General features: G+C 34.1%; 20 protein-coding genes. 13 read left to right on the top strand and 7 right to left on the bottom strand.

Annotated elements, in window-relative coordinates:
- Positions 1 to 187: 187 nt before the first annotated feature.
- From J7K39_10475 to J7K39_10455, 5 genes are all read right to left on the bottom strand, one after another.
- Entirely contained in the window at positions 188 to 2,035 is a 1,848-nt protein-coding gene (locus J7K39_10475; GenBank protein MCD6180315.1) for a 3-isopropylmalate dehydratase large subunit, read from the bottom strand.
- Positions 2,036 to 2,312: 277 nt separating this feature from the next.
- Positions 2,313 to 2,816, bottom strand: coding sequence for a DsrE/DsrF/DrsH-like family protein (locus J7K39_10470; GenBank protein ID MCD6180314.1), 504 nt, complete (start codon positions 2,814 to 2,816; stop codon positions 2,313 to 2,315).
- A 23-nt stretch (positions 2,817 to 2,839) separates the two neighbouring features.
- Positions 2,840 to 3,151, bottom strand: coding sequence for a TusE/DsrC/DsvC family sulfur relay protein (locus J7K39_10465; protein MCD6180313.1), 312 nt, complete (start codon positions 3,149 to 3,151; stop codon positions 2,840 to 2,842).
- Between the two features lie 80 nt (positions 3,152 to 3,231).
- Positions 3,232 to 3,894 (bottom strand): DUF1641 domain-containing protein, encoded by a 663-nt coding sequence (locus tag J7K39_10460; protein ID MCD6180312.1) that lies wholly within the window; start codon positions 3,892 to 3,894, stop codon positions 3,232 to 3,234.
- Between the two features lie 18 nt (positions 3,895 to 3,912).
- Positions 3,913 to 5,145 (bottom strand): NAD(P)/FAD-dependent oxidoreductase, encoded by a 1,233-nt coding sequence (locus J7K39_10455; GenBank protein ID MCD6180311.1) that lies wholly within the window; start codon positions 5,143 to 5,145, stop codon positions 3,913 to 3,915.
- Positions 5,146 to 5,309: 164 nt separating this feature from the next.
- Here J7K39_10455 and J7K39_10450 point away from each other — a divergent pair, with 164 nt between their 5' ends.
- The 7 genes from J7K39_10450 (at position 5,310) to J7K39_10420 (ending at position 11,836) form a co-directional block, all read left to right on the top strand.
- Positions 5,310 to 5,990, top strand: coding sequence for a Crp/Fnr family transcriptional regulator (locus tag J7K39_10450; protein MCD6180310.1), 681 nt, complete (start codon positions 5,310 to 5,312; stop codon positions 5,988 to 5,990).
- Between the two features lie 204 nt (positions 5,991 to 6,194).
- On the top strand, positions 6,195 to 7,712 hold the full coding sequence (purH, locus tag J7K39_10445; protein ID MCD6180309.1) for a bifunctional phosphoribosylaminoimidazolecarboxamide formyltransferase/IMP cyclohydrolase: 1,518 nt from the start codon (positions 6,195 to 6,197) through the stop codon (positions 7,710 to 7,712).
- 24 nt (positions 7,713 to 7,736) lie between these two features.
- Entirely contained in the window at positions 7,737 to 8,759 is a 1,023-nt protein-coding gene (locus J7K39_10440) for a rod shape-determining protein (protein ID MCD6180308.1), read from the top strand.
- A 21-nt stretch (positions 8,760 to 8,780) separates the two neighbouring features.
- A complete protein-coding gene (mreC, locus tag J7K39_10435; protein MCD6180307.1) occupies positions 8,781 to 9,641 on the top strand; it encodes a rod shape-determining protein MreC in 861 nt (286 codons plus the stop codon).
- 5 nt (positions 9,642 to 9,646) lie between these two features.
- Positions 9,647 to 10,150 carry a rod shape-determining protein MreD gene (mreD, locus tag J7K39_10430; GenBank protein MCD6180306.1) on the top strand — a complete coding sequence of 168 codons (504 nt, stop codon included), beginning with the start codon at positions 9,647 to 9,649 and terminating at the stop codon, positions 10,148 to 10,150.
- 9 nt (positions 10,151 to 10,159) lie between these two features.
- Positions 10,160 to 11,281 (top strand): AhpC/TSA family protein, encoded by a 1,122-nt coding sequence (locus J7K39_10425; protein ID MCD6180305.1) that lies wholly within the window; start codon positions 10,160 to 10,162, stop codon positions 11,279 to 11,281.
- A gap of 60 nt (positions 11,282 to 11,341) precedes the next feature.
- A complete protein-coding gene (locus tag J7K39_10420) occupies positions 11,342 to 11,836 on the top strand; it encodes a prolyl-tRNA synthetase associated domain-containing protein (protein MCD6180304.1) in 495 nt (164 codons plus the stop codon).
- Between the two features lie 17 nt (positions 11,837 to 11,853).
- Here J7K39_10420 and J7K39_10415 read toward each other — a convergent pair whose 3' ends face one another.
- A complete protein-coding gene (locus tag J7K39_10415) occupies positions 11,854 to 12,615 on the bottom strand; it encodes a response regulator (protein MCD6180303.1) in 762 nt (253 codons plus the stop codon).
- A 144-nt stretch (positions 12,616 to 12,759) separates the two neighbouring features.
- Between J7K39_10415 and J7K39_10410 the strand changes: the two genes are divergently transcribed.
- From J7K39_10410 to J7K39_10385, 6 genes are all read left to right on the top strand, one after another.
- Complete coding sequence (locus J7K39_10410; protein ID MCD6180302.1) at positions 12,760 to 14,577, top strand: hypothetical protein; 1,818 nt, start codon at positions 12,760 to 12,762, stop codon at positions 14,575 to 14,577.
- 206 nt (positions 14,578 to 14,783) lie between these two features.
- Complete coding sequence (locus tag J7K39_10405) at positions 14,784 to 15,362, top strand: TetR/AcrR family transcriptional regulator (protein ID MCD6180301.1); 579 nt, start codon at positions 14,784 to 14,786, stop codon at positions 15,360 to 15,362.
- Between the two features lie 184 nt (positions 15,363 to 15,546).
- Positions 15,547 to 16,827: a TolC family protein gene (locus J7K39_10400; protein ID MCD6180300.1), complete on the top strand. Its 1,281-nt coding sequence runs from the start codon at positions 15,547 to 15,549 to the stop codon at positions 16,825 to 16,827.
- On the top strand, positions 16,824 to 17,921 hold the full coding sequence (locus J7K39_10395; GenBank protein MCD6180299.1) for an HlyD family efflux transporter periplasmic adaptor subunit: 1,098 nt from the start codon (positions 16,824 to 16,826) through the stop codon (positions 17,919 to 17,921). The genes J7K39_10400 and J7K39_10395 overlap by 4 nt, the downstream gene beginning before the upstream one ends.
- A 6-nt stretch (positions 17,922 to 17,927) precedes the next feature.
- Complete coding sequence (locus J7K39_10390; GenBank protein MCD6180298.1) at positions 17,928 to 19,184, top strand: ABC transporter permease; 1,257 nt, start codon at positions 17,928 to 17,930, stop codon at positions 19,182 to 19,184.
- Between the two features lie 2 nt (positions 19,185 to 19,186).
- Positions 19,187 to 19,858 (top strand): ABC transporter ATP-binding protein, encoded by a 672-nt coding sequence (locus J7K39_10385; GenBank protein MCD6180297.1) that lies wholly within the window; start codon positions 19,187 to 19,189, stop codon positions 19,856 to 19,858.
- A 305-nt stretch (positions 19,859 to 20,163) separates the two neighbouring features.
- Here the strand turns inward: J7K39_10385 and infB are convergent.
- The coding region (gene infB, locus J7K39_10380; GenBank protein MCD6180296.1) for a translation initiation factor IF-2 at positions 20,164 to 22,784 on the bottom strand (2,621 nt) is incomplete at its 5' end.

Raw genomic sequence — 22,784 nt, 5'->3', positions numbered from 1 at the left:
GGTAAATGCTAAATTCCGCTGAAGGACGTATTTCGTTTGATGCTAAATTATCTGTCAGCGATAAATAATTTTAACCTTATACCCCGCACTTCGTACGGAGCTATAATATTATGCACCTAGGGCGCAAAAACCATTTGATAATCTAATTTAGTGAGCTTGTCGAACTATGGTTAGTGAGCTTGTCGAACTAAGCTTGCTCTTTTATAAAATTTACCAATCCTTTTGCAGAGAAAATTTTCATTAATTTTTCAGGAAGCGGTTCAAAAGAAAAGGATTTTTCATTGATGAGAACTTCGCCTTTTTTCATATCAATACTCAATTTATCTCCTGTTTTATAAGCATCAACAGCATCGGGTAATATAATAATGGGTAATCCCTGATTTACCGAAGAGCGATAAAAAATTCGGTTTACAGATTTTACAATTACAGCTTTTACTCCTGCATAACTTAACCCTACAGCCGGATGTTCGCGCGAACTTCCGCATCCAAAATTATATCCTGCAACAATAATATCGTTCTGTTTAACTCTTTTGCTAAAACTAGTATCAAAACCCTCAAATAAATACGGCATAATAGCTTCCGCATCAGAACTGTTAATATTATAAGTTAAGTTACCTGCAAACATTTGATCGGTATTCAAATTATCAGCATCTGTATAGTTCCATATTCCTGATAAATACCGGTCTTCATTTTCTGGAATTTCTACAGTGCTTCCCTCTTCTAATTTATATGGATAAATATCATTTGTTGCTTTTTCTCCTCTAGGATCTACTATTTTACCGGCTAATGCAGAATGCGCAACAGTCGCCGGTGATGCTAAGAAAATATTGGAATTTTTGTTTCCCATCCTACCTTTAAAATTTCTATTTGCTGTACTAATGACATTGTAACCATCTGCCGGAATACCCTGTCCCGTTCCTAAACACGGACCACAAGAAGAGGCTAAAACATGTGCGCCCGCTTCCATAAAGATTTCTATTAATCCGCTTTTTAAAGCCTGAAGATATATCTTTTGCGATGCGGGAACAATTAGCATCTGAAATCCATCAGGTAGTTTATTTCCTTTTAAAACTTTTGCCGCTTCTTCTAAATCTTCATAACGACCATTAGTACAAGTACCTACCATTGCTTGATGAATTTTAGTTCCAACCACCTCGCTTAATGCTTTTACATTATCTACATGATGTGGAACGGCTATAACGGGAAAAAGCGTGCTTAAATCTATTTCTATTTCTTTAGCATAAATGGCATTTTCATCCGCCCAAATAGATTCCATGGCTTCTCCTAAATGTTCTTCTAGAATTTCATCGTAGGGAAAAACAGCATTTTTCGCGCCCATTTCAGAGGCTAAATTAGTGATTGTCATACGCTGAGAAATACTCAAAGTTTTAACACCTTCACCATGATATTCTATCGACATATAATCTGCTCCACTACTTCCAATCATTCCTATTATCCATAAAGACAGATCTTTTGCATAAACACCTTCTTGGAGTTTTCCTGTTAAGGTAATCTTGATTGATTCTGGTACACGAAACCAAGTTTCACCTTGTTTCCATAAACCGGCCGCTTCCGTTCGGTCTATTCCTGCCGCAAAAGCATTAAAAGCACCCGCAGTACAAGTATGACTATCGCTACCAACAATAATCATCTTAGGCTTTGCATAATCGGCCATAATCTGATGGCAAATTCCCTTCCCTGCATCATGAAATTTAGAAATACCTTGTTCTTTTACAATATCTCTTATTTTTTGATAATCGTTTGCTAGTTTAGCATTAGTTGGAGGTGCATTATGATCTAAAACTATAAGTTGTTGATTTGGATCCGCAACCTTTTTACCATTCATTTTCTTGAAAGTATTGTAAATACTTGATGTATTATCATGTGTTAAAATAATATCCGGTTTTTTAAAAACAATACTTCCTTTGGGAGCTCCAAAAATCTTTTCTGCAAATGTTTTTCCTGTCATTTTTTTTAAGCGTTTGTTGTGTTGGTATTCTGCATATTTCAGCGTGCAATATATATTTCGCGGCATGCATTAATGTTTGGAACAAATATAAAATTAATGTGCTAAACTTCGACAGCCTCGGTTTAAAATGTGCTGATGATTCTCTTTGTGTTTTAAATCGCTTCGTCGAAATAACGGAATATGTTAAATAGAGATTGTCGAGATCCCCACTTTCCTTTAAGATATCTTACTAGGTTAAATCTGAGGAAATTCTAACTTGAAGTGAAGCCCTCACTTAACACCTTGTTTCTACGAGAAAGTCGGAGTGCGACTTGAAGTCGCGCCCCCGACTAATAATCTGTTATTATGTAAAAATAATCTGCGTATTCTGACCCGTAGCCATCTCGTAAAACTGACCGATAGTAATGATATCTTTTACTTCACTATGGAAATCTTCTTTTTTAAGTTTAAACATATCCACAGCAAGTTTACAGGCAAAAATTTCACCTCCACCAGCAGTAATCATTTCTAAAAACTCACTTGGAACGGGAATGTCCAAATCATCAATCTGACTTCGCATCATGCTAGAAACACCAGCTTCAACAAAAGGTAGAGCACCTAATAATGTTGGAAAAGGCAAGTTACCAGGCATACGCATAGCAGGATTCCCTACTGTTGCTGTATGCAATTTATCCATTCGACTTTTTAAGATACCATCTAATCCGAAAAACGTAAAAAACACTTTCGTTTCAATTCCTTCCATTACAGCACCATTAGCCATTACCAAGGTAGCCAAAACATCTTCTAAATTTCCTTTAGCGCAGATCATCAAGACCTTGTCCAAAGGTTTTTTTTCTGTATTACTCATAACAATCGTTTTTTAATATATAATTAAACACAACTCGTTGGTTTGCCTATTCCGGCAAATTTTGAAGATAATTTTAATGGTCCACCTGGAAATAATTGATACAATTGCTTGATATCAACAATACCTGATTTTCCAACTTTACGAATACTCAATGCTGCCCCAGCAGCATCTTCTTTGCGTAAAAACTCCAGTACTTCGAAATGTTTTTCAGTTAGCTCAATGCCTTCTTCTTTAGCCAATTCTGTTGCTACTTCTTTACTCCATTGTGAAGAATCTTCTAAATATCCTTCATCGGTTAGATTAATGGTTTTTCCTGCTATTGTTTTTTCTGACATTTTTATAATTTTTAATAGTTAATATTCTTATTGATGTGATAGAGTGACAAGGTTATAAAGTGATGATTATCACCGCTCTTTCACCTCTTCACTCCCAAACCTTTCGCCACACTTATCATTAGTCCCATTGTCCTTTTCATCTCAGGAGAATTCATTTCTCGAGCCGTTTTAAAAAGTGAGTACTGAGGTGGATTGTTAAAATCTACTTGCTCCATACTGCTCGCCAATTTATCGCCCATTTGAATTACGACAGGCCAATTTATCTTACTTACTAAATTGAGTAAAGCGGGAATATTTTCCGTTAACTCATCCAAGAACTTAGGATCTACAGAAGAAATTGTTTTATCAAGTAAGGCTGTTATTTTCTCTAGGAAAGTGAAATATCCTTTCTCTTCAAATTCACCCAGCTTCTTCTGAAAGTCGATAATCATTTCATTGGCAATAGGACCAACTTCTTTGCTTAAATCCACCATCGATTCAAAAGTTCCAATCATCATATTGAAATTTTGAATGTTTCGCAGAAAGCTAATTCCTAATTCTGTTAATTCTGCTGGCTGAATCTCTATTGCACGATTTTCCAACTCTTCAACTGTTGAGTCGTACACATCCTTTCCAATGATGGACACATCGGCTATCAAATCTTCCACCACTTCAGAATTTAGGCGCTGTTTATTTACATAGTCCAACAGCACATCCATCTTTTGGTGGAGCTCATTTATTTGTATTTGTATTGAATTATCCATTTTTCGAATTGATTTAAATTAAACACGCTTTTTTCCGGCCATTGTCATATCCGCTTCTATCGGCATTTCTTTACCTTTAAGCAAGATGTGCCAATACATCCAACGGAACATAATTTTACCGTAATGATTTATTTTCGTATTTTTCAATAAACCAAATGGACCAATTCCGGGTAAAGGAAAAGTTCCAGGTAGTGGCTCGGTATCGTAATTAAAATCAATTAACGCTCCTTTTCCGTAACCCGTTTCAATATAACAGTTAGCATGTCCATCAAATTTTGCCAATAATGGGCGATTTTCAATGGCACTCATCAAGTTATCCATTAATATTTCGGAAGCAAAGTGTGCGACTGATCCCGCTTTTGAAGTTGGAATATTACTGGCATCGCCGAGAACAAATATGTTTTCAAACTGGCTAGACTGAAGCGTTTGTTTATCCGTAGGGACAAAATTCAAATCATCGCCCATTCCACTACGCTCAATCATTTCGGAGCCCATATTTACGGGAACTATGGTTAACACATCAAAATCTATCTCTCTTTCATCGTAGGCAATAAGTTTTTTGTTTTCGTTATCTACACGCTCCAAATAAAAATCAGGAATAACTTTAATATTTTTCTCTTCCAATAAATCGCCTAACATTTTTGAGGCAACAGGCTTTGTAAAAGCACCCGACATTGGGGTTACATAAGTAATGTCAACCTTGTCGCGAATGCCTTTCTTCGTAAAATAGGCTTCGGCCAAACACACAAATTCAATGGGTGCAACCGGGCATTTGTAGGGAATTTCGGAAATACACATCACTAATTTCCCACCTTCAAAATTCTTAAAGTATTTTTGAAGTGCAACGGCTCCTTCGATAGTATAAAAATCGAAAATGCTTTTATACCATAATTTATCCTTAAGTCCAGGAGTTTCGTCCGGACGGGTTTCTGTTCCCGTAGCCAATATCATATAATCGTATTGTAAAACCTGTCCGCCGTCGAGCAAAACTTTATTTTCTTCACCAACTATTTTATCAATAGTATTATAAATCACTTTTATCCCCGGAGGGAAAAAGTTGCTTTTTGGCTTTATTACATCTTGCTTGCTATAAATGTTAAACGGAATAAACAAGAAGCCCGGTTGATAATAATGGGTTCTGTACTGATCAACAATAGTGATTTCCCACTCTTCAGAATCAAGAGCTTTGTGTAATTTGTTGGCCATCATAGTTCCGGCAGTTCCGGCTCCGAGTATGAGTAATTTCTTCATCTTTAAGGTTTATTTTTTGATGTTTTTATATTAAATTTGCCTTTACTGTTATTTTGATAACAAAAGTAAACGCTTGAAGAATTGCATTTTAATAATCGAATATGATAAATATCAAAGTATGATATTTATCATACAAATTAAATTATATACTTATATTTGTACTTATGATTTGTCAATGTGAATCCTGTGATTTAAGAACCCTCTTCTACTCTTCTATTGGGATAGAAGATGTAGATAAATACTGCGCATCGAGGCGAGAAGTAAACCTAAGTGCTGGAGAAGATTTAATAAAGCAGGGCGATGTAATAAAAGATTTTATTTACCTGAAAGAAGGATTGGTAAAACTTTACAGAGACATTGACCATGGCCAGACACAAATTATAAGCTTTGGAAGACCCTACGATTTTGTAAGCCTGCTTTCTGTTTTTTCCGATGATCATTATAATTATTCCGTAACCGCCATTGAAGATAGTGTTGCCTGCTTATTTGATTTAAACGAAATAAAACATTTGATTCAGACAAATGGTGCTTTTGCTTTGCACCTTATTCAAATCCAAAACCGATCTAGCGACAGAATAATCATAAATTCACTCGATTTACTTCAAAAACGGCTGTACGGTAGAGTGGCTACAATCATATTATACTTTGCTAATGAGATTTATAAAAGCGATGAATTTGAATTTCCTATTTCCAGGAAAGAAATGGCGCAATACATTGGAATGAGTATCGAAAATGTGATCCGAGCAATTTCTGCTTTCAGAAAAGATAAGATTATCCAGGTTTATGGGAAAAACCTAGCTATTCTTGATCGGAAACGCCTTGAAAGTATGCGAGACCATAGCTAAAAGTCTCAATGTCGAAATGTGAAAAGTCGAAATACTCTTTAGCCTATCAGCTCTTAAATCTATATCCTTTTTTAAGCTTCACGCTCAAATATCTAATCGCTTTTTAACAAGAATTTTCCACAAAAAAAGTTCCATGTTTTTCTAAATGCTAGCTTAATTTTTCTGACCTTTGCATAAGCGTTCAATCTTTTAAACCCTTCTGCCTTGAAACCAATTAAAAATGCCTTAATCTCTGTCTTTCATAAAGATGGACTGACTGCTATTTTAAGCACTCTCAAAAAATTCAACATTAATATCATCACTACTGGCGGCACCTATAAATTTATTAAAGAAGCTGGATATGATGCGCAAACTGTTGAATCTTTAACCGATTACCCTTCCATTTTTGGTGGGAGGGTAAAAACACTTCATCCAATAATTTTTGGTGGCATACTGTATCGTCGAGATTTGGATAGCGACCAGAAACAAGCTGTAGATTTTAATATTCCTCCTATAGATTTGGTTATTGTTGATTTATATCCTTTTGAGAAAACTCTTGAGCAAACCGATATTGAAGCTGATATCATTGAGAAAATTGATATTGGAGGAATCTCATTAATCCGTGCAGCTGCTAAAAACTTTAAAGATGTATTGGTTGTTCCTTCAGCAGATTATTATCCGGAATTAGTCGATATTTTAGAAAAAAATAAGGCCAACACTTCGTTAGAAGACAGAAAGCGTTTTGCAATGCAAGCTTTTAATGTATCGTCTCATTATGATTCTGCCATTTTCTCTTACTTCAACACCGATTTTAAAGAAGATGTGTTTAAATCGAGCATTCAAGAATCCACCGTTTTACGTTATGGAGAAAATCCTCATCAAAAAGGTGTTTTTTATGGCGATATAAACAAGGTTTTTGAACAATTACATGGTAAAGCAATATCGTATAATAACATTATCGATTTAGATGGCGGTATAGCGTTGATTAAAGAGTTTACAGAGCCTACCTTTGCAATTTTGAAGCACACTAATGCCTGTGGTTTAGCATCCGATTCAAAGTTATTAAACGCTTGGAAAAAAGCCTTAGCAGGAGATCCTATTTCTGCTTTCGGAGGCGTACTAATTAGCAATACTGCCATAGATTTAGAAACGGCTCAAGAAATCAATAAACTATTCTTTGAAATTATTTTAGCCCCCGACTTTGAAAAAAGTGCACTTGAAATACTGAAAACCAAAAAAAATAGAATAATTTTACAGGCTAAATCCTTCGATTTTCAAACTTTACAATTTAAAACATCACTTAATGGTGTAATAACACAAGATAAAGATTTAAAAACGGAAGATATAGATGATTGGGAGGTGGTAACGGAAAAATCACCATCCGAAAAAGAAGCAAGAGATTTAGTATTTGCCAATAAATTGGTAAAGCATACAAAATCAAATGCAATAGTTCTTGCAAAAGATGGACAGTTAATTGGAAGTGGCACGGGTCAAACATCACGCATTGATGCTTTGAAACACGCTATCCAAAAAGCTAAAGATTTTGGTTTAGATTTAAATGGAGCAGTTATGGCTTCTGATGCATTTTTTCCCTTTGCTGATTCTGTTGAGTCAGCCGAAAAAGAAGGTATTAAAGCAGTAATTCAACCCGGAGGTTCTATTAGAGATAAGGATTCCGTCGACTTTTGCAATAAAACAAATATGGTTATGGTTTTTACCGGTATCCGTCATTTTAAACATTAATTAATTTAGAGATTCAAATATATTATGGGACTTTTCTCGTTTTTAACTAAAGAAGTAGCTATTGATTTAGGCACGGCCAACACTATTATTATTTACAACGATAAGGTAGTGGTTGATGAACCTTCAATTGTAGCTCTGGAACGCAATACAGGTAAAATTATCGCAGTAGGCAAAGTGGCGATGATGATGCATGGGAAAACCCACGAAAATATAAAAACTATCCGTCCTCTTCGCGATGGTGTTATCGCCGATTTTCAATCTGCTGAATATATGATTCGGGAAATGATTAAAATGATTAATGTTCCTCGATCTATTTTTCCACCACAACTAAAAATGGTTATCTGTATACCTTCAGGTATTACAGAAGTTGAAGAACGTGCCGTTAAAGATTCTGCAGAGCAAGCCGGAGCTAAAGAAGTAAAGTTAATTCACGAACCTATGGCTGCTGCAATTGGTATTGGAATTGATGTTATGGAACCAACGGGAAATATGATTATCGATATTGGGGGCGGAACCAGCGAAATAGCAGTTATTGCTTTAGGGGGAATTGTAAATAATAAATCTATCCGTACAGCCGGAGACGATTTTAATATGGATATTATCGATTATATGCGTCGTCAGCATAATATTAGTATTGGTGAACGAACAGGAGAACGTATTAAAATTGAAGTCGGTGCAGCTATGACCGATATTGATAATCCACCCGAAGATTATGCCGTTCACGGACGCGATATGCTAACAGGAATTCCAAAAGAGATTATGGTTAATTATGCCGAAATAGCACAATGTTTAGATAAATCAATCTCTAAAATAGAAACTGCCGTTTTGCATGCTTTAGAAATGACACCTCCGGAATTATCAGCAGATATTTATAGAACAGGAATTTATTTAGCCGGTGGCGGATCAATGCTTCGTGGTCTTGATAAAAGGATTCATTTAAAAACAAAACTTCCTGTACATGTTGCCGAAGATCCATTAAGAGCTGTTGCACGAGGTACGGGAATAGCACTTAAAAACTTTAATAAGTTTACTTTCTTAATAAAATAAAATTAAGATAAATATTTTGAAATGAGATACTTACTTCATTTCTTATGGAAGAATTACGCTTTGCTTTTGTTTCTTGTTTTAGAGCTGATTTCGCTCGTTTTTGTTGTTAACGGAAACAAACATCAATCTTCTGTTTTTTCTTCTGTTGCCAATCAGTACGGTGGGGAAATTTTTACTTCTTATTCAAATGCTCGCAACTATTTTCATTTAAAAAATGCTAACGAACAGCTTTCAGTAGAAAATGCATATTTAAAAAAACAATTATTAAACTATCAATTTAAACTTGATAGTAATAATTTTCAATCATTCGCAGCTATTGACACAACAAAACTCATACTAAGCGATACCATAAAACCTATTTTTGATTTTATTCCGGCAAAAGTAATTAGCAATACTACTAACCGACAAAAAAATTATATCATGTTTAACAAAGGTCTTAAACATGGTGTTCATAAAAATATGGGTGTAATTGGTCCTAACGGCATTGTTGGCGTTATTTTTGAGTGTTCTGACGATTTTTCTACAGCCGTTAGTCTGCTCAATATTAAACAAAGCATAAGTGCCAAATTAAAAAATAATAATGAATTAGGTAGCATTATTTGGGATGGTATTTCGCCATTATATGGTAAATTAGATGCCATTGAAAATTATGTTCCGGTGAACATTGGTGATACTATTATTACTAGTGGATTTTCACATATTTTTCCTGAAGGTGAAAATATTGGTATAGTAGAAGATTTCAGTAAAATATCAGGAAAAACATCATGGAATATTAAAGTGCGTTTTAATACTAATTTTTCTCAGCTATTTTGGGTGAATATTGCCAGAAACTTAAATTATGAACAACAAATGACTTTAAAAGCAATTAAATTAGAAAACTGATATTTATGTTAATAACTAATATTATTCGTTTTTTTGTTGTGCTTATACTCCAATTATTGGTTTTTAATAATATCCAATTTAGTGGCTATATTAATCCCTTTTTTTATGTGTTGTTTATATTATTATTGCCTTTTGAAACGCCAAAATGGTTAATGCTTATTTCATCTTTTTTATTGGGTTTGAGTGTTGATATTTTTAGCCATTCTTATGGTATGCATGCTTCAGCAAGCGTATTTATTGCTTACGTCAGACCCTATGTTATCCGTTTTGTTCATTCAAAAAAAGAATATGAAGCCGGAGTATTACCAACTATGGGGCATCTTGGCTTTTCTTGGTTTATATCTTATGCTTCCATATTAATTTTTATCCATAGCTTTATTTATTTCTTTTTGGAAGTCTTTAGGATTTCCGATTTTCTAAATACTTTTTATCGAATAATTTATAGTAGTATTGCTACGATAATTGTTATTATTGCAGAGCAGTTTTTATTTTTTAAAGAACGTAAATAATTAAATTTTATGACAAATTTCAGAATCACTCTATTGGCTTTAGCCTCTCTCTTTTTAGTAACATCTTGTAATAACGGCTTAAAAGAAAACGAATTTTCTATTAATGTTAATCTCTCAGGTCTTAATGAAGGTAAAGAACTTGTTTTGCAACAACGCACAAAAGATGGATATGAAGTTACTGATACTGCGGAAGTTGTTAAAGATGGCTTTTTATTTAAAAATATTTTAGAACATCCTAAGCTTGTGTATATTACAAGTTCAGGATTTCGTGGAGTAATCCCTGTTTTTGTAGAAGCCGGAGAAATTCAGGTTACGGCAAGTATCGACAGTATTAACAAAGCCGTGGTTACCGGCTCCAATGCTCACGATTTTTTTACCGCTATCAATCAAGAACTCGCTAATATTGATAAAATATGGCAAGATTATTATTTTAATACCTTTCGTTCTATGAGCAAAGAAGATCAGGCTCTAAATGAAGAAAAAATAAATAATCTATACGATTCGGCACAAGTATTAAAAGCAAATTATTTAGAAACAGAATTGCTAAAAAACGGAAATCAACCCGCAATTCCCACCTTAGTTTTAAGTAATATTGATGCTATGAATATTGATGCTGTTCAAGCTATTTACGATAATCTTTCACCGGAAATATTAGATGCTGATGATGCCGAGAATTTGGCTGAGAGGATTGCAATTATTAAACGTACAGATATTGGACAACCTTTAATAGATTTTACTATGAACGATACTTTAGGAAATCCTATTACCCTATCGGAATATGCTGCCGGAAAATATGTATTAGTCGATTTTTGGGCTGCTTGGTGTGCTCCTTGTCGTGGAGAAAATCCTAATGTGCTTGCTAATTATAAAAAATATAACAAAAAAGGATTTACCGTATTTGGCGTTTCTTTCGATAAAAATAAAGAAAACTGGATTAAAGCAATTAATGATGATGGTTTGATTTGGGGACAGGTGTCCGATCTTCAATTTTGGAATAATGCAGCAGGAAAATTATATGGTGTAAGATCTATTCCGCAAAATATTCTTCTCGATCCAAATGGTATTATTATTGAAAAGAATTTAAGAGGTGCTGCTTTAGGCAAAAAGTTAGAAGAACTATTAGGTAAATAATTTTAACATTCAATATGAGCTTAGGATTGATATAACTTTCCTAGGCTTTTTTATTATTTTATGAACGATCGTACTCCTGTTTTTAACTGCTTAAATCGTTTAAATATTAGTTTTGAGATGGTAGAACACCCACCGGCTCCTACCATCGCAGAAGCAATGAAATACTGGAAAGATATAGAAGCAGTCCATTGTAAAAACTTATTTTTCAGAAACCATAAAGGGAATAAACATTATTTAGTTGTTTTTAATGCACATCAGCAGTTGGCTATTCATGAACTGGAAAAACGTTTAAAGCAAGGTAAACTTTCTTTTGCTTCGGAAAAAAGACTGGCAAAATACTTAGGCATTCAAGCCGGATCGGTATCACCTTTTGGCTTAATAAATGACGTGGATAATCATGTTCACCTCTTTCTTGATGCTAAATTGCAAAAAAGCGAAAAAATCAGCTTTCATCCTAACGATAATACGGCATCAATTGTAATATCATTTTCCGACTTTTTAAGATATTTAAATAATGTTGGTAATAGTTTTGAGTTTATCGATTTATACGATTAAAAGCACCTAAAGATTACTTATAGACTGGAAAAAAACTCAAGTAAATCTTCCTTTTTACGATGAGAAACCTCTATTTTTAAACCTCCTCGCATAACAGCATAGCCACCATCAACTTTTTCAAAACGTTCAATATATCTTAGATTAATCATATGTGAGCGATGAACACGCATAAAGCCGTAATCGGTAAGTATATTATCAAAATCTTTTAGTGTTTTTGAAACGATAATAGGTGGTCGTTCTAAGAAATTAAAACGAGTATAATTTCTATCACTACTCAGAGCAACAACTTCATAAATAGGGATAACATAAATGTTTTCGGTAGTTTTTAAAACAAGTTTTTTATCTTCGGCTTTGTTGTTCTGTATATTGTTTAAAAAGGTCTTAAACTGCACATCCATATTGTTTGGCTGGCTTGTTTTAATTACATCATTAACCCTGTTAATTGCTTTAATTAGCTCGTCAGGTTCAATAGGTTTTAAAATATAATCTATTGCACTAAATTTAAACGCTTGAATAGCATATTCCTCAAAAGCGGTAATAAAAACCACTTTAAAATCAATTTTACCGTAGCGAGCCAATAAATCAAAGCCCGACCCATCAGGCATTTTAATATCCAACAAGACTAAATCGGGTTTATGCTCTCTGATGGCCTCAATACCGGTACGCATATTTTTTGCTTGTCCAATTACTTGAGCAGTATCTTTACAATATATTTCAAGCAAAGCCTGAATAGTTTCTCTTGCTCTGATTTCGTCGTCTATAATTAAAGTACGTACCATTTTGTATTACTTTCTTCAAAAGTACGGAAATAATTTTATATGTCGCTTAAGTCGACTAACAAAAAGCTTAACATCTTTTAGGGCTTCCCTTTTTTTGTTTTTAAACGAATATGCCTTTCTTTGTACACTTTAAAAATGAGATGAATGAAATCAGATGCTCAACAATTTTATCAACAAGAATTTGATGCTTACAATAAAAAAATAGAGCTTTTATCCGAAAAAATTAAATTCTATTCCCACATCAGAATTGCGTGGTTTTTATTGGGTGTTATAACTATTTATTTTGCTTCTGATACAACTTGGCTTTGGCTTGGTATTTTAGTGTTTTTTCTAATAATTGTATTTATAATAATAGCTGTTCAACACGGACGCTTAATAGAAAAAAAGAAAGAATCAGGTGTTTTTCGGGATTTATATAAAAATGAACTCTCTGCTTTAGGTGGAGATTTCTCATCTTTTAATGATGGTAAAGAATTTACCGATAATCATCACCCTTATGTTAGTGATTTAGATTTATTTGGTAAGGAGAGCATTTTCCAAATGCTAAACCGTAGTTTTTCAAATGCCGGAAAAGTGTTTTTGGCTAATATTTTAAATACTTTAGAAAAAAATGCCGGTTCTATTCGTTCTCGACAAAAAGCTGTTAATGAGCTTAGTAAAACGCCAAAACATTTAAGTAATTTTAGGGCTTTGGGTTTATTGGCTTTTAGTAAAGAAACAAGTTTTTCTGCCGATCCCAATAAGCTTGCCGAGAACTTACCTAAATGGATAAATCGTCAATCGATATTTAAAAACCGACTGTTTAAATTTGCACAATATATTCTTCCTATATTTTCGGTTATTGTTTTTGCTTTGTATTTATTTGGTGCTATTTCATCTTCGCTATTTATTTTGTATTTAATAATTTCACTTGCATTTACCGGCTATTATTCAAAGCAGATAAACCAACAACATCAGGAGTTAAGCAAACAGAGCAATACCTTGTTTCGTTTTCAAAAACTTATTGCTTATATCGAAAAAGCGGAATTTGAAAGTGAAGATTTAAAAAGAATACAAAAAAATCTTTTTTGCGAAACGGAGAGGGCAAGCCAAGCACTAAAAAAATTAAGTAGAATTACACAAGCTTTTGATACGCGATTGAATGTTTTTGCTTGGTTAATTTTAAACTATTTTTTGCTTTGGGATATTCGCCAAAGTATACGTTTAGAAAACTGGAAAACTATTTATAATAAGTTACCTTCTAGCGTTTTTAATGCTATTGCCGAATTGGAAATGCTCGCAAGCTTTGCTACCTTTAATTACAATAGAACAGATTTGATTTTCCCCGAAATTGCAGATAATGGTTTTGTGGTTGAGGGAAAAGATTTGGGACATCCGTTAATGAAGCCTGAAACTCGCGTTGACAATGATATTTCTTTTACTTCTTCCGGACAGTTTAGTGTTATTACGGGTGCAAATATGGCGGGAAAAAGTACTTATTTACGTACGATAGGTGTAAATATTGTTTTGGCATTATCGGGTTCTCCTGTTTGCGCAAAAAAATTTAAAATAAGTATTTTACAGCCGTTTACAAGTATTAAAACCTCAGATTCTTTGAGTAATAACGAATCTTATTTTTATGCAGAATTACTTCGCCTTCAGCGGATAATTGAAGCCCTTAAAACGGGCGATTCGTATTTTATTATCTTAGATGAAATATTAAAAGGAACCAACTCTAAAGATAAAGAACAAGGCTCAAAAGCATTAGTAAAACAATTAGTTGGCTTAAATGCTTCCGGCATTATTGCCACTCACGATTTGCAATTGGCCGAACTAAGTAAAAGCTTTCCTGAAAATGTAAAAACAGCTTGCTTTGAAGTTGAGATTGAAAACAATCAATTGGTTTTTGATTATAAATTAAGAGAAGGTGTTTCTCAAAATCTTAACGCAACATTTTTAATGAAAAAGATGGGAATTAGTTAATAATTGGTGATACCTGAAATGTGGTCTTTTGTCTTGCTATATCGCCCCATCGTGTATCAACTTAAGCTAAAATTAGAACCACTAAAAATTCTATTTTTTCTCTCCATAAAATAGCATTAACATTTATTTAGAAAAAAACTGACAAGCATAAGGTATTTAGTCTATCTTTGTGAGTGAATATTCACTCTTAATTAAAAACCATAAAGATGAATGCTAAATTATCTGAAAGGCAGAAGGAAATCATTAATGCATCGCTAGAGCTTATTGCAGAAAGCGGAATACAGAGTTTAACAATAAAAAATCTTTCAAAAAAGATTGGGCTTGTTGAATCAGCAATATACAGGCATTATGATCGGAAAACGCAAATTTTAATAGCAATACTTGATACAATTAGTGAACGAGACCAATCAAATGAAAAAAAAGAAGATGAAAGTATCATTGCTTTTCTGGAAAGAAAATTTGGAAATCATTTCCTGATCTTTACTCAGAAACCTGCTTTGGTTTCCGTTGTTTTTGCTGAGGATTTGTTTCAGAATGAACCTCTACTGGTTGAAAAAACACGCTTAAAAGTTGAGCAATGTATTCTCGAACTAACAACATTAATTCAAAAGGGTCAACAAAGTGGAGAAATAAGAAAAGACATTGACCCGGAGATAGTATCTGTTATGATAAATGGAAGCGTTAGAATGTTAGTAAAACAATGGAAAATGTCTGATTATTCTTTTGACCTAATAAAAAAAGGAGCAGCCTTAATGAATTCCTTTAAAATAGTGTTGGAATTATAATTTATGGCGATGAAAAATAGATTAACAAAGAAATAGGAATCAAGATCTGGCAAAATGGTTTCGTTAGAAATAAAATTAATGAATAAGAACATAGTGAGTTAATAGATTGTTTATTCGGAAAACTTAAAAAATATAAGAACAGAATGAAATGAGAAAATTTATAATTATATCAATAACAGTATTGTTGTTTTTAGAACAAACAAAAGCACAAGACGAGTTAAGATTCAATAATCTTGATTCCTTATTGAAATACGCTGAAAAAAATAGTGTATCTGTAAAAACGTCGGAGCAGCAAGTACTTATAGCTAAATGGCAAAAAATTTCGGCACAAGCAAACTTGGTTAATTTCAGGATGCAAACTAATTTTAACTTGACCAATAATATTGGTTTGCCCGTTACATTCCTCCCGGGTGAAATATTTGGTGGAGAGCCTGGTAGTACCAAAGAAGTCTCCACAGGCCAACAATATGTTGGAAACTTGAATATTGCACCGCAAATAGACATCATTAACCCTAGCAGTTGGATAAAATTGCAGAGCGCAAATATTAATTCTGAACTTACATCCGTTAACAATTTAATTGCAAAAAAATCCCTTTTCGAATCAATATCAGCAGCATATTATAATATTGTTTCTCTGCAAGAACAGCTTAAGCTTACCGAAAAAAGTTTGGAGATTGCAGATACGCTGCTTTTGATTATGCAAAACAAATATTCGGCTGGGATTGTAAGACAGCAAGATTTGAACGATGCACAAATCAACAGACTTACGCTTGCTGATAAATTAGAACAGTTAAAACTCTCTGTAGAGCAACAGTATTTAAGCCTCAGGATCTTGTGTGATATTCCTGAGCAAACAACCGTAATTATCAATAAAACCTTCAAGTACAATCAGCAGATAGCACTTGGTTTAGAAGCTAAGAACCAACTTGCTTATGAATTAGCACTATTAAAAGCTGATTTAGCGGAAACAGATTTAAAAAATAATAAGCTTATATACTTGCCAACAGTATCTTTAATGTTTTACGATGCTTGGCAGCAGAATAGCAATGAGAAGTTTTTTGACAAAAATTCTGAATGGATAAATTCTCAATATGTTGGATTAAGATTAACTATGCCTTTTCCTGATATGAATAAGTTTACTCAAACAAAGATATCGAAGATTAATAAAACTATTTCTTTGCAAAATTCTGAACATACTAAAATACAGAATGATAATAATAATACTCAACTTGTTTTGGATTATCAAAAGGCATTTTCATTATTTATGACAGCAAAACAAATTTACGAGCTCAAAGAGCAGAACTATCAATTGGCAGTGAATCAGTTCGATATGGACATTCTCTCCTCGGATAGATTGCTGATTGCCTTTAACGATAAGATTACAAGTCGCCTGAATTATAGCAGTGCACTGGCAAATTTACTTTTTTCAAAATCTAAAATAGACATTAACAATACCGTAAAATGAAAAAGATACAATTTCTAATCCCAATAGTTGCAGCTCTGGTTTTACTTAACTCATGTGGGAGAAAATCCGAAACAACAAAACCTATCAGAAAAAATATTACCGAAACTGTTTTTGCTTCTGGGGTATTAGTTCCAGAAGATTTATATAACCTCACAGCACAAAGCGATGGGTATTTAATACGTTTAAATTTTGAAGAAGGTGATATCGTAAAAACAGGCGATTTGCTAGCTGTGATTGACAATAAAACCTATGACATTAACTCGCGCGGGGCAGATTTATTACTAAACATAGCAGAAGCCAATACTTTGCCAAACGCACCCGCATTAAAACAAATTGAGGCTAATGTGAAAGTAGCGGAGCAAAAAATGGATCAGGACAAACAACAAGCTGAACGCTACAAAAAACTTTATGAAAGTAACAGCATTTCAAGACTCGAGTATGAAAATATGGAATTGGCTTACCAAAATTCCAAAGCTAATTATTTAATCTTGAAAGAAAATTATAAGCTTCAGAAGCAATTAGCCGAACAACAATTGATCAATCAACAATCGCAAAGTGAAGTAAATAAAGTATTGCAAGAAAATAATGAATTGCGTGCTGTTGTAGGGGGCAAAGTGTATACAAAATATAAGGAATTAGGTGATTATGTAAGAAGAGGCGAAGTAATTGCTACAATAGGAAGTCAGGATGAGCTCTATGCAAAACTTAGCATTGACGAATCGAGCATGTCTAAAATTAAACTCCAACAGAAAGTTATTATACAATTAAACACACTTAAAGAACCAGTTTTAAATGCAACGATTACGATAATTTATCCTTCTTTCGACAAGCAAACACAATCGTTTTATTGTAAAGCGGTTTTTACTGATGAATTAAATTTTCTGATTTCGGGAACTCAATTACAAGCTAATATTATTGTAGGTAAAAAAGAAGATGTATTGCTTATTCCCAGAAGATTTCTCGATTATGGTAGTATGGTAAATGTAAAGGATAAAGGTAAAGTGAAAATTGAAACGGGTATTATTTCTACCGATTGGGTAGAAGTTACTGCTGGAATAGATGAAAACACAACCCTCATATTCGAAAAGAAATAAATAGTAATGATGAAACTGTCAAAAATAAAAATTAACATCGATTTTGAAATTGCTTTGACGCATATCTTGGCTAAGAAAAAACAAACTGTTATTGTTTCGTTTGCAGCAGCCATAGGGATTGCAGCGTTTATCTTTTTGAATTCACTGGTGCTTGGTTTTAACCGTGATTCTGATGAAGCTCTTTTTAAATCAACTCCGCATATTCGTATTTATGTGGATGATAAAATGAGTGAACCCTTATTCAATGATACCACAAATAACACCATAAGCATTATCTCAAACCCGAAAATTGAGAATGAGAGTAAAAAACTATTAAATCCTGATAAAATACTCAAGGATTTGAAATCAATAGAAGGTATTACTACAGCAACTACTTGGCTTAATATCAATATTTTTTATAATAACGGAAGTGCACAAGTTAATGGCAGCAGTTCAGGTGTAAATATTAACGAAGCCAATAAAATGTTTGATATTCAATCAACAATAGTTGAAGGTAACCTGCAAAATTTGCTTACTACTCCCAATGGAATTATTGTTGGTGTTGGTATTGCCGAAAATTTGAATATTAAAATAGATGATAATATTAGTGTAGTTTCTCCAGCCGGAATAGTTAAAGTAATGAAAGTCGTAGGATTGTTTGAGACGAGCAATTCGGTGGTCGACAAATCTAAATCCTATATGAATTTGTCGATGGCACAGCAGTTAATGGCAGAAGGCCCCGACTATATCACAGATATTTATGTTAATGTTGAAGACCCCGACATAGCAGCATCCTATTTACCGATAATTACAGGGCGTACGGGTTATAATGCCGAAGACTGGAAAGAAGCTAATAAATCGGCAGAAGCCAATAAAAAAACAAGAGGCATTATGATGGGTTCAATCTCCCTCATTATTCTTATTGTTGCTGCTTTTACCATTTATAATATTGTAAATATGACCGTAAAGCAAAAGCTACACGATATTGCAATATTAAAAGCCCAAGGATTTGCAGGTAAGAGCGTAATTAAGATTTTTATTAGCGAAGCCTTAATAATAGGCACGCTGGGTACAATAATAGGATTAATTCTTGGAGCAATTTTAGTCAATATCCTTAGCAAGGTTTATATTGGAGGCGACAAAGGATATTTCCCCATCGATTTTGAACCCAAAGTTATGCTAATGGGTGTTATTATTGGTTTAGTGATTACGTTTATCGCCGGATTAATACCCGCAAGGGGAGCAGCCAAAGTTGATCCTGTAGCCATTTTTAGAAATTTATAGTTATGCAGACAATACTCAGAGCAGAAAATATTACTAAATATTTCTATACACCTCAAAAATTTAAGGTGTTAAATAATATTTCATTCGAAATCAAAAAATCCGAATTTGTTTCAGTTATAGGGAAATCGGGTAGTGGAAAATCAACACTATTGTATGTCCTTTCAACTATGGACACGGATTATATGGGTAATATATTTATCGACAAAGACTTAATTACGGGACTAAAACTGGATAAATTAGCTAGGATAAGAAATGTACACATTGGTTTTGTATTTCAATTTCATTATTTGCTTCCTGAGTTTAGTTGCTTAAAAAATGTAATGATTCCTGCACTGAAACTTGGTCGGCATTCAAGAGAAGAGATTGAAGAAGAAGCCTATCAAAAACTTAGGTTATTAGGGATAGAAGATCAAGCTTTAAAACCGGCATCAAAACTTTCGGGCGGACAGCAACAGCGTGTTGCCATTGCAAGAGCTTTGATAAACGAACCCAAAATAATCATGTGTGATGAACCAACAGGAAACCTTGATACTAAAAATACAGCCATTATTTTGGATCTTTTCCGCCAAATTTCATCAGATTTAAATCAAACTATAATCGCCGTAACTCACGATAACGATTTTGCAGATTCATCAGACAGAATTATAGAGATGCAAGACGGAAGGATACTGTAGTTTATTAAGTTCGGTATTTAGTTTGCCTTTCATAAAGCAAAATATTCATCTCGACAGAGCGTAACCGCCCCTCATCTCGACAGAGCGCAGCGACGGAGAGATCTATTCCAAACTCCATCATTCCGAATGGAGCGCAGCGGAATGAGAAACGGCCTAGCCCTCAACGAAGTTAATCTGTTTGTATGCTGGTAGAGATTTCTCTCCGTCAGCCGACGGATCGAAATCTCGTTATATGAACTGATTAACTACGGATATAAAAAAACGCGCTTAAATTTTAAGCGCGTTTTTTGTAAATATAATATCAATTATAAAGTCCGTTTAATTTCAATCATTTCGTAGGCTTCAATAACATCACCAACTTTAATATCATTAAAGTTATCGATATTCATACCACATTCATAGCCGTGATTAACTTCTTTAACATCGTCTTTAAAACGTTTTAAAGAACCAAGTTTTCCGGAATAGATTACAATACCATCACGAATTAGACGGATAAGACTGTTGCGGTATATTTTTCCTCGTGTAACCATACATCCTGCAACTGTTCCAACTTTAGGTATTTTAAAAGTTTCACGAATTTCCACATTCGCAATAATTCTCTCTTCTTCTGTAGGTGCTAACATTCCCTCCATCGCAAGTTTTAATTCTTCGATAGCTTGATAAATGATAGAGTAATATTTAATCTGAATTCCTTCTGCTTCGGCAAGCTTTTGAGCTTGATTATTTGCACGTACTTGGAAACCGACAATAATAGCATCAGAAGCTGAAGCTAATAGAACATCAGATTCGCTAATTTGTCCAACGGATTTATGAATTACATTTAGTTGAACTTCATCAGTAGTTAGTTTAATAAGAGAATCAGAAAGAGCTTCAACAGAACCGTCCACGTCGGCTTTAACAATTACATTAAGCTCTTTAAAATCACCAATAGCCAAGCGTCGTCCAATCTCATCAAGAGTAATGTGTTTTTGAGTACGAATTCCTTGCTCGCGTTGTAGTTGTAAGCGTTTTGTTGCTATTGCTTTAGCTTCGTGTTCGTCGCTAATTACATTAAATCCATCACCCGCTTGTGGAGCAGAATTTAAGCCTAACATCAAGATTGGAGTAGAAGGACCAGCCTCTTTTAAGGTTTGATTTCTTTCATTATACATTGCTTTTACTTTCCCGTAAGTAGATCCGGCTAATATCATATCGCCTACTCTAAGTGTTCCGGCCTGAACAAGCATTTTTGAAACATATCCACGTCCTTTATCCAAAGAAGATTCAATAATTGTTCCTACGGCATTTTTATTTGGGTTGGCTTTTAGCTCGAGCATTTCTGCTTCTAATAAGACTTTTTCAAGTAATTCGTCAACACCATCTCCTTTAAGAGCAGAAATTTCCTGACTTTGATATTTTCCTCCCCACTCTTCTACAAGAATATTCATAGTCGATAATTGATTACGAATATTATCGGGATTTGCATTAGGCTTATCAATTTTATTAATAGCAAATACAATTGGAATACCGGCTGCTTGTGCGTGATTGATTGCCTCTTTTGTTTGTGGCATTACATCATCATCAGCTGCAATTACAATAATAGAAACATCGGTTACTTTTGCTCCACGAGCACGCATAGCAGTAAAAGCTTCGTGACCAGGAGTATCTAAGAAAGTGATTTTACGTTTGTTTTCCAACTGTACCTCATAAGCACCTATGTGTTGTGTAATTCCTCCGGCTTCACCGGCAACTACATTTGCTTTTCGAATAAAGTCAAGTAGCTTTGTTTTACCATGATCAACATGACCCATAACCGTTACAACAGGATGACGTGGCACTAAATCAGATTCTTTGTCTTCCTGATCAAATTCATGAAGAGTTTCTTGTACTTCAACGCCTACAAACTCTACTTTAAAACCAAATTCTTCAGCTACTATACTAATAGTTTCTGCATCTAATCTTTGGTTGATAGAGACAAATAATCCCATACTCATACAAGCTCCAATTACTTTAGTAACAGGCAAGCCCATCATTGTGGCTAATTCGTTTGCTGTAACAAATTCCGTAGCTTTAATAACGCCTTGTTCTTCTATTGTTTTTTCAATTTCGTCTTGAGCATGCTGATGAACAGCATCTCTTTTTAAACGACGGTGTTTAGAAGCTTTTGATTTTCCGGTAGGAGTTAATCGAGCTAAAGTTTCTTTAATTTGTTGTTGTATTTCTTCTTCTGTAGGTTCGTGTTTAGCCACTACTTTACGTTTGTCGAATCTGCCACGACCGCCACCTTTTGAATCTTGTCTACGTCCGGCATTAAATCCTCCACCGCGATTGGCATTAGGTTTATTTCCTGCATTTGCTCCTGTATTATGTGCAGAAGCAGGTTTAATACGTTTACGTTTTTTCTTTTTGCCGGCAACATCTTTATCTGATGAAGAAGCAACAGGACCTTTCTTTTTCTTTACGGGAAGTTCTATTTTACCCATAATTTTAGGACCTTCAAGTTTTTTGGAAACAGCCTTAATTAATTCCGGCTCAGGAGGCGGAGCAGCGGGTGTATCTTTAGGTTTTTGAGTTGATTGTTTTGATACTTCTACTTTTTGCTCAACAGCTTTTGTTTCTGTTTGAGTTTTAGACTTGTTTGTTTTTGCTTTTTTCTTTGCTTCGGCTTTTTCTTCTTGTTTCTCGTTTCTTTCTTTCTTTTTTTGTGCTTTAGACTTTGGTTTTGGTCTTGTTGCCCAATTCTGACCCGACAGGTCGATTTTATCAATGATTTTTAATCCTTCTTTTTCCTTTTTAGCTTCAGCTTTTGGTTCAGGAGTAGGAGCAGTCTCTTTTGTTTTGGTAGGTTTTGCTTCTTCTTTAACAGTTTCAACCGAAGGTGCTGTTGTTTTTTCTTCTACAGGAGTTTCGGGAGTATGGCTTTCCGGTTTCGACTTAACTTCTGCTT

The organism is Bacteroidales bacterium (assembly GCA_021157585.1).
Taxonomy (GTDB): domain Bacteria; phylum Bacteroidota; class Bacteroidia; order Bacteroidales; family UBA12170; genus UBA12170.
Note: the sequence above shows the minus strand (reverse complement) of the source record. Positions and strands in the feature narration are given on the sequence as shown.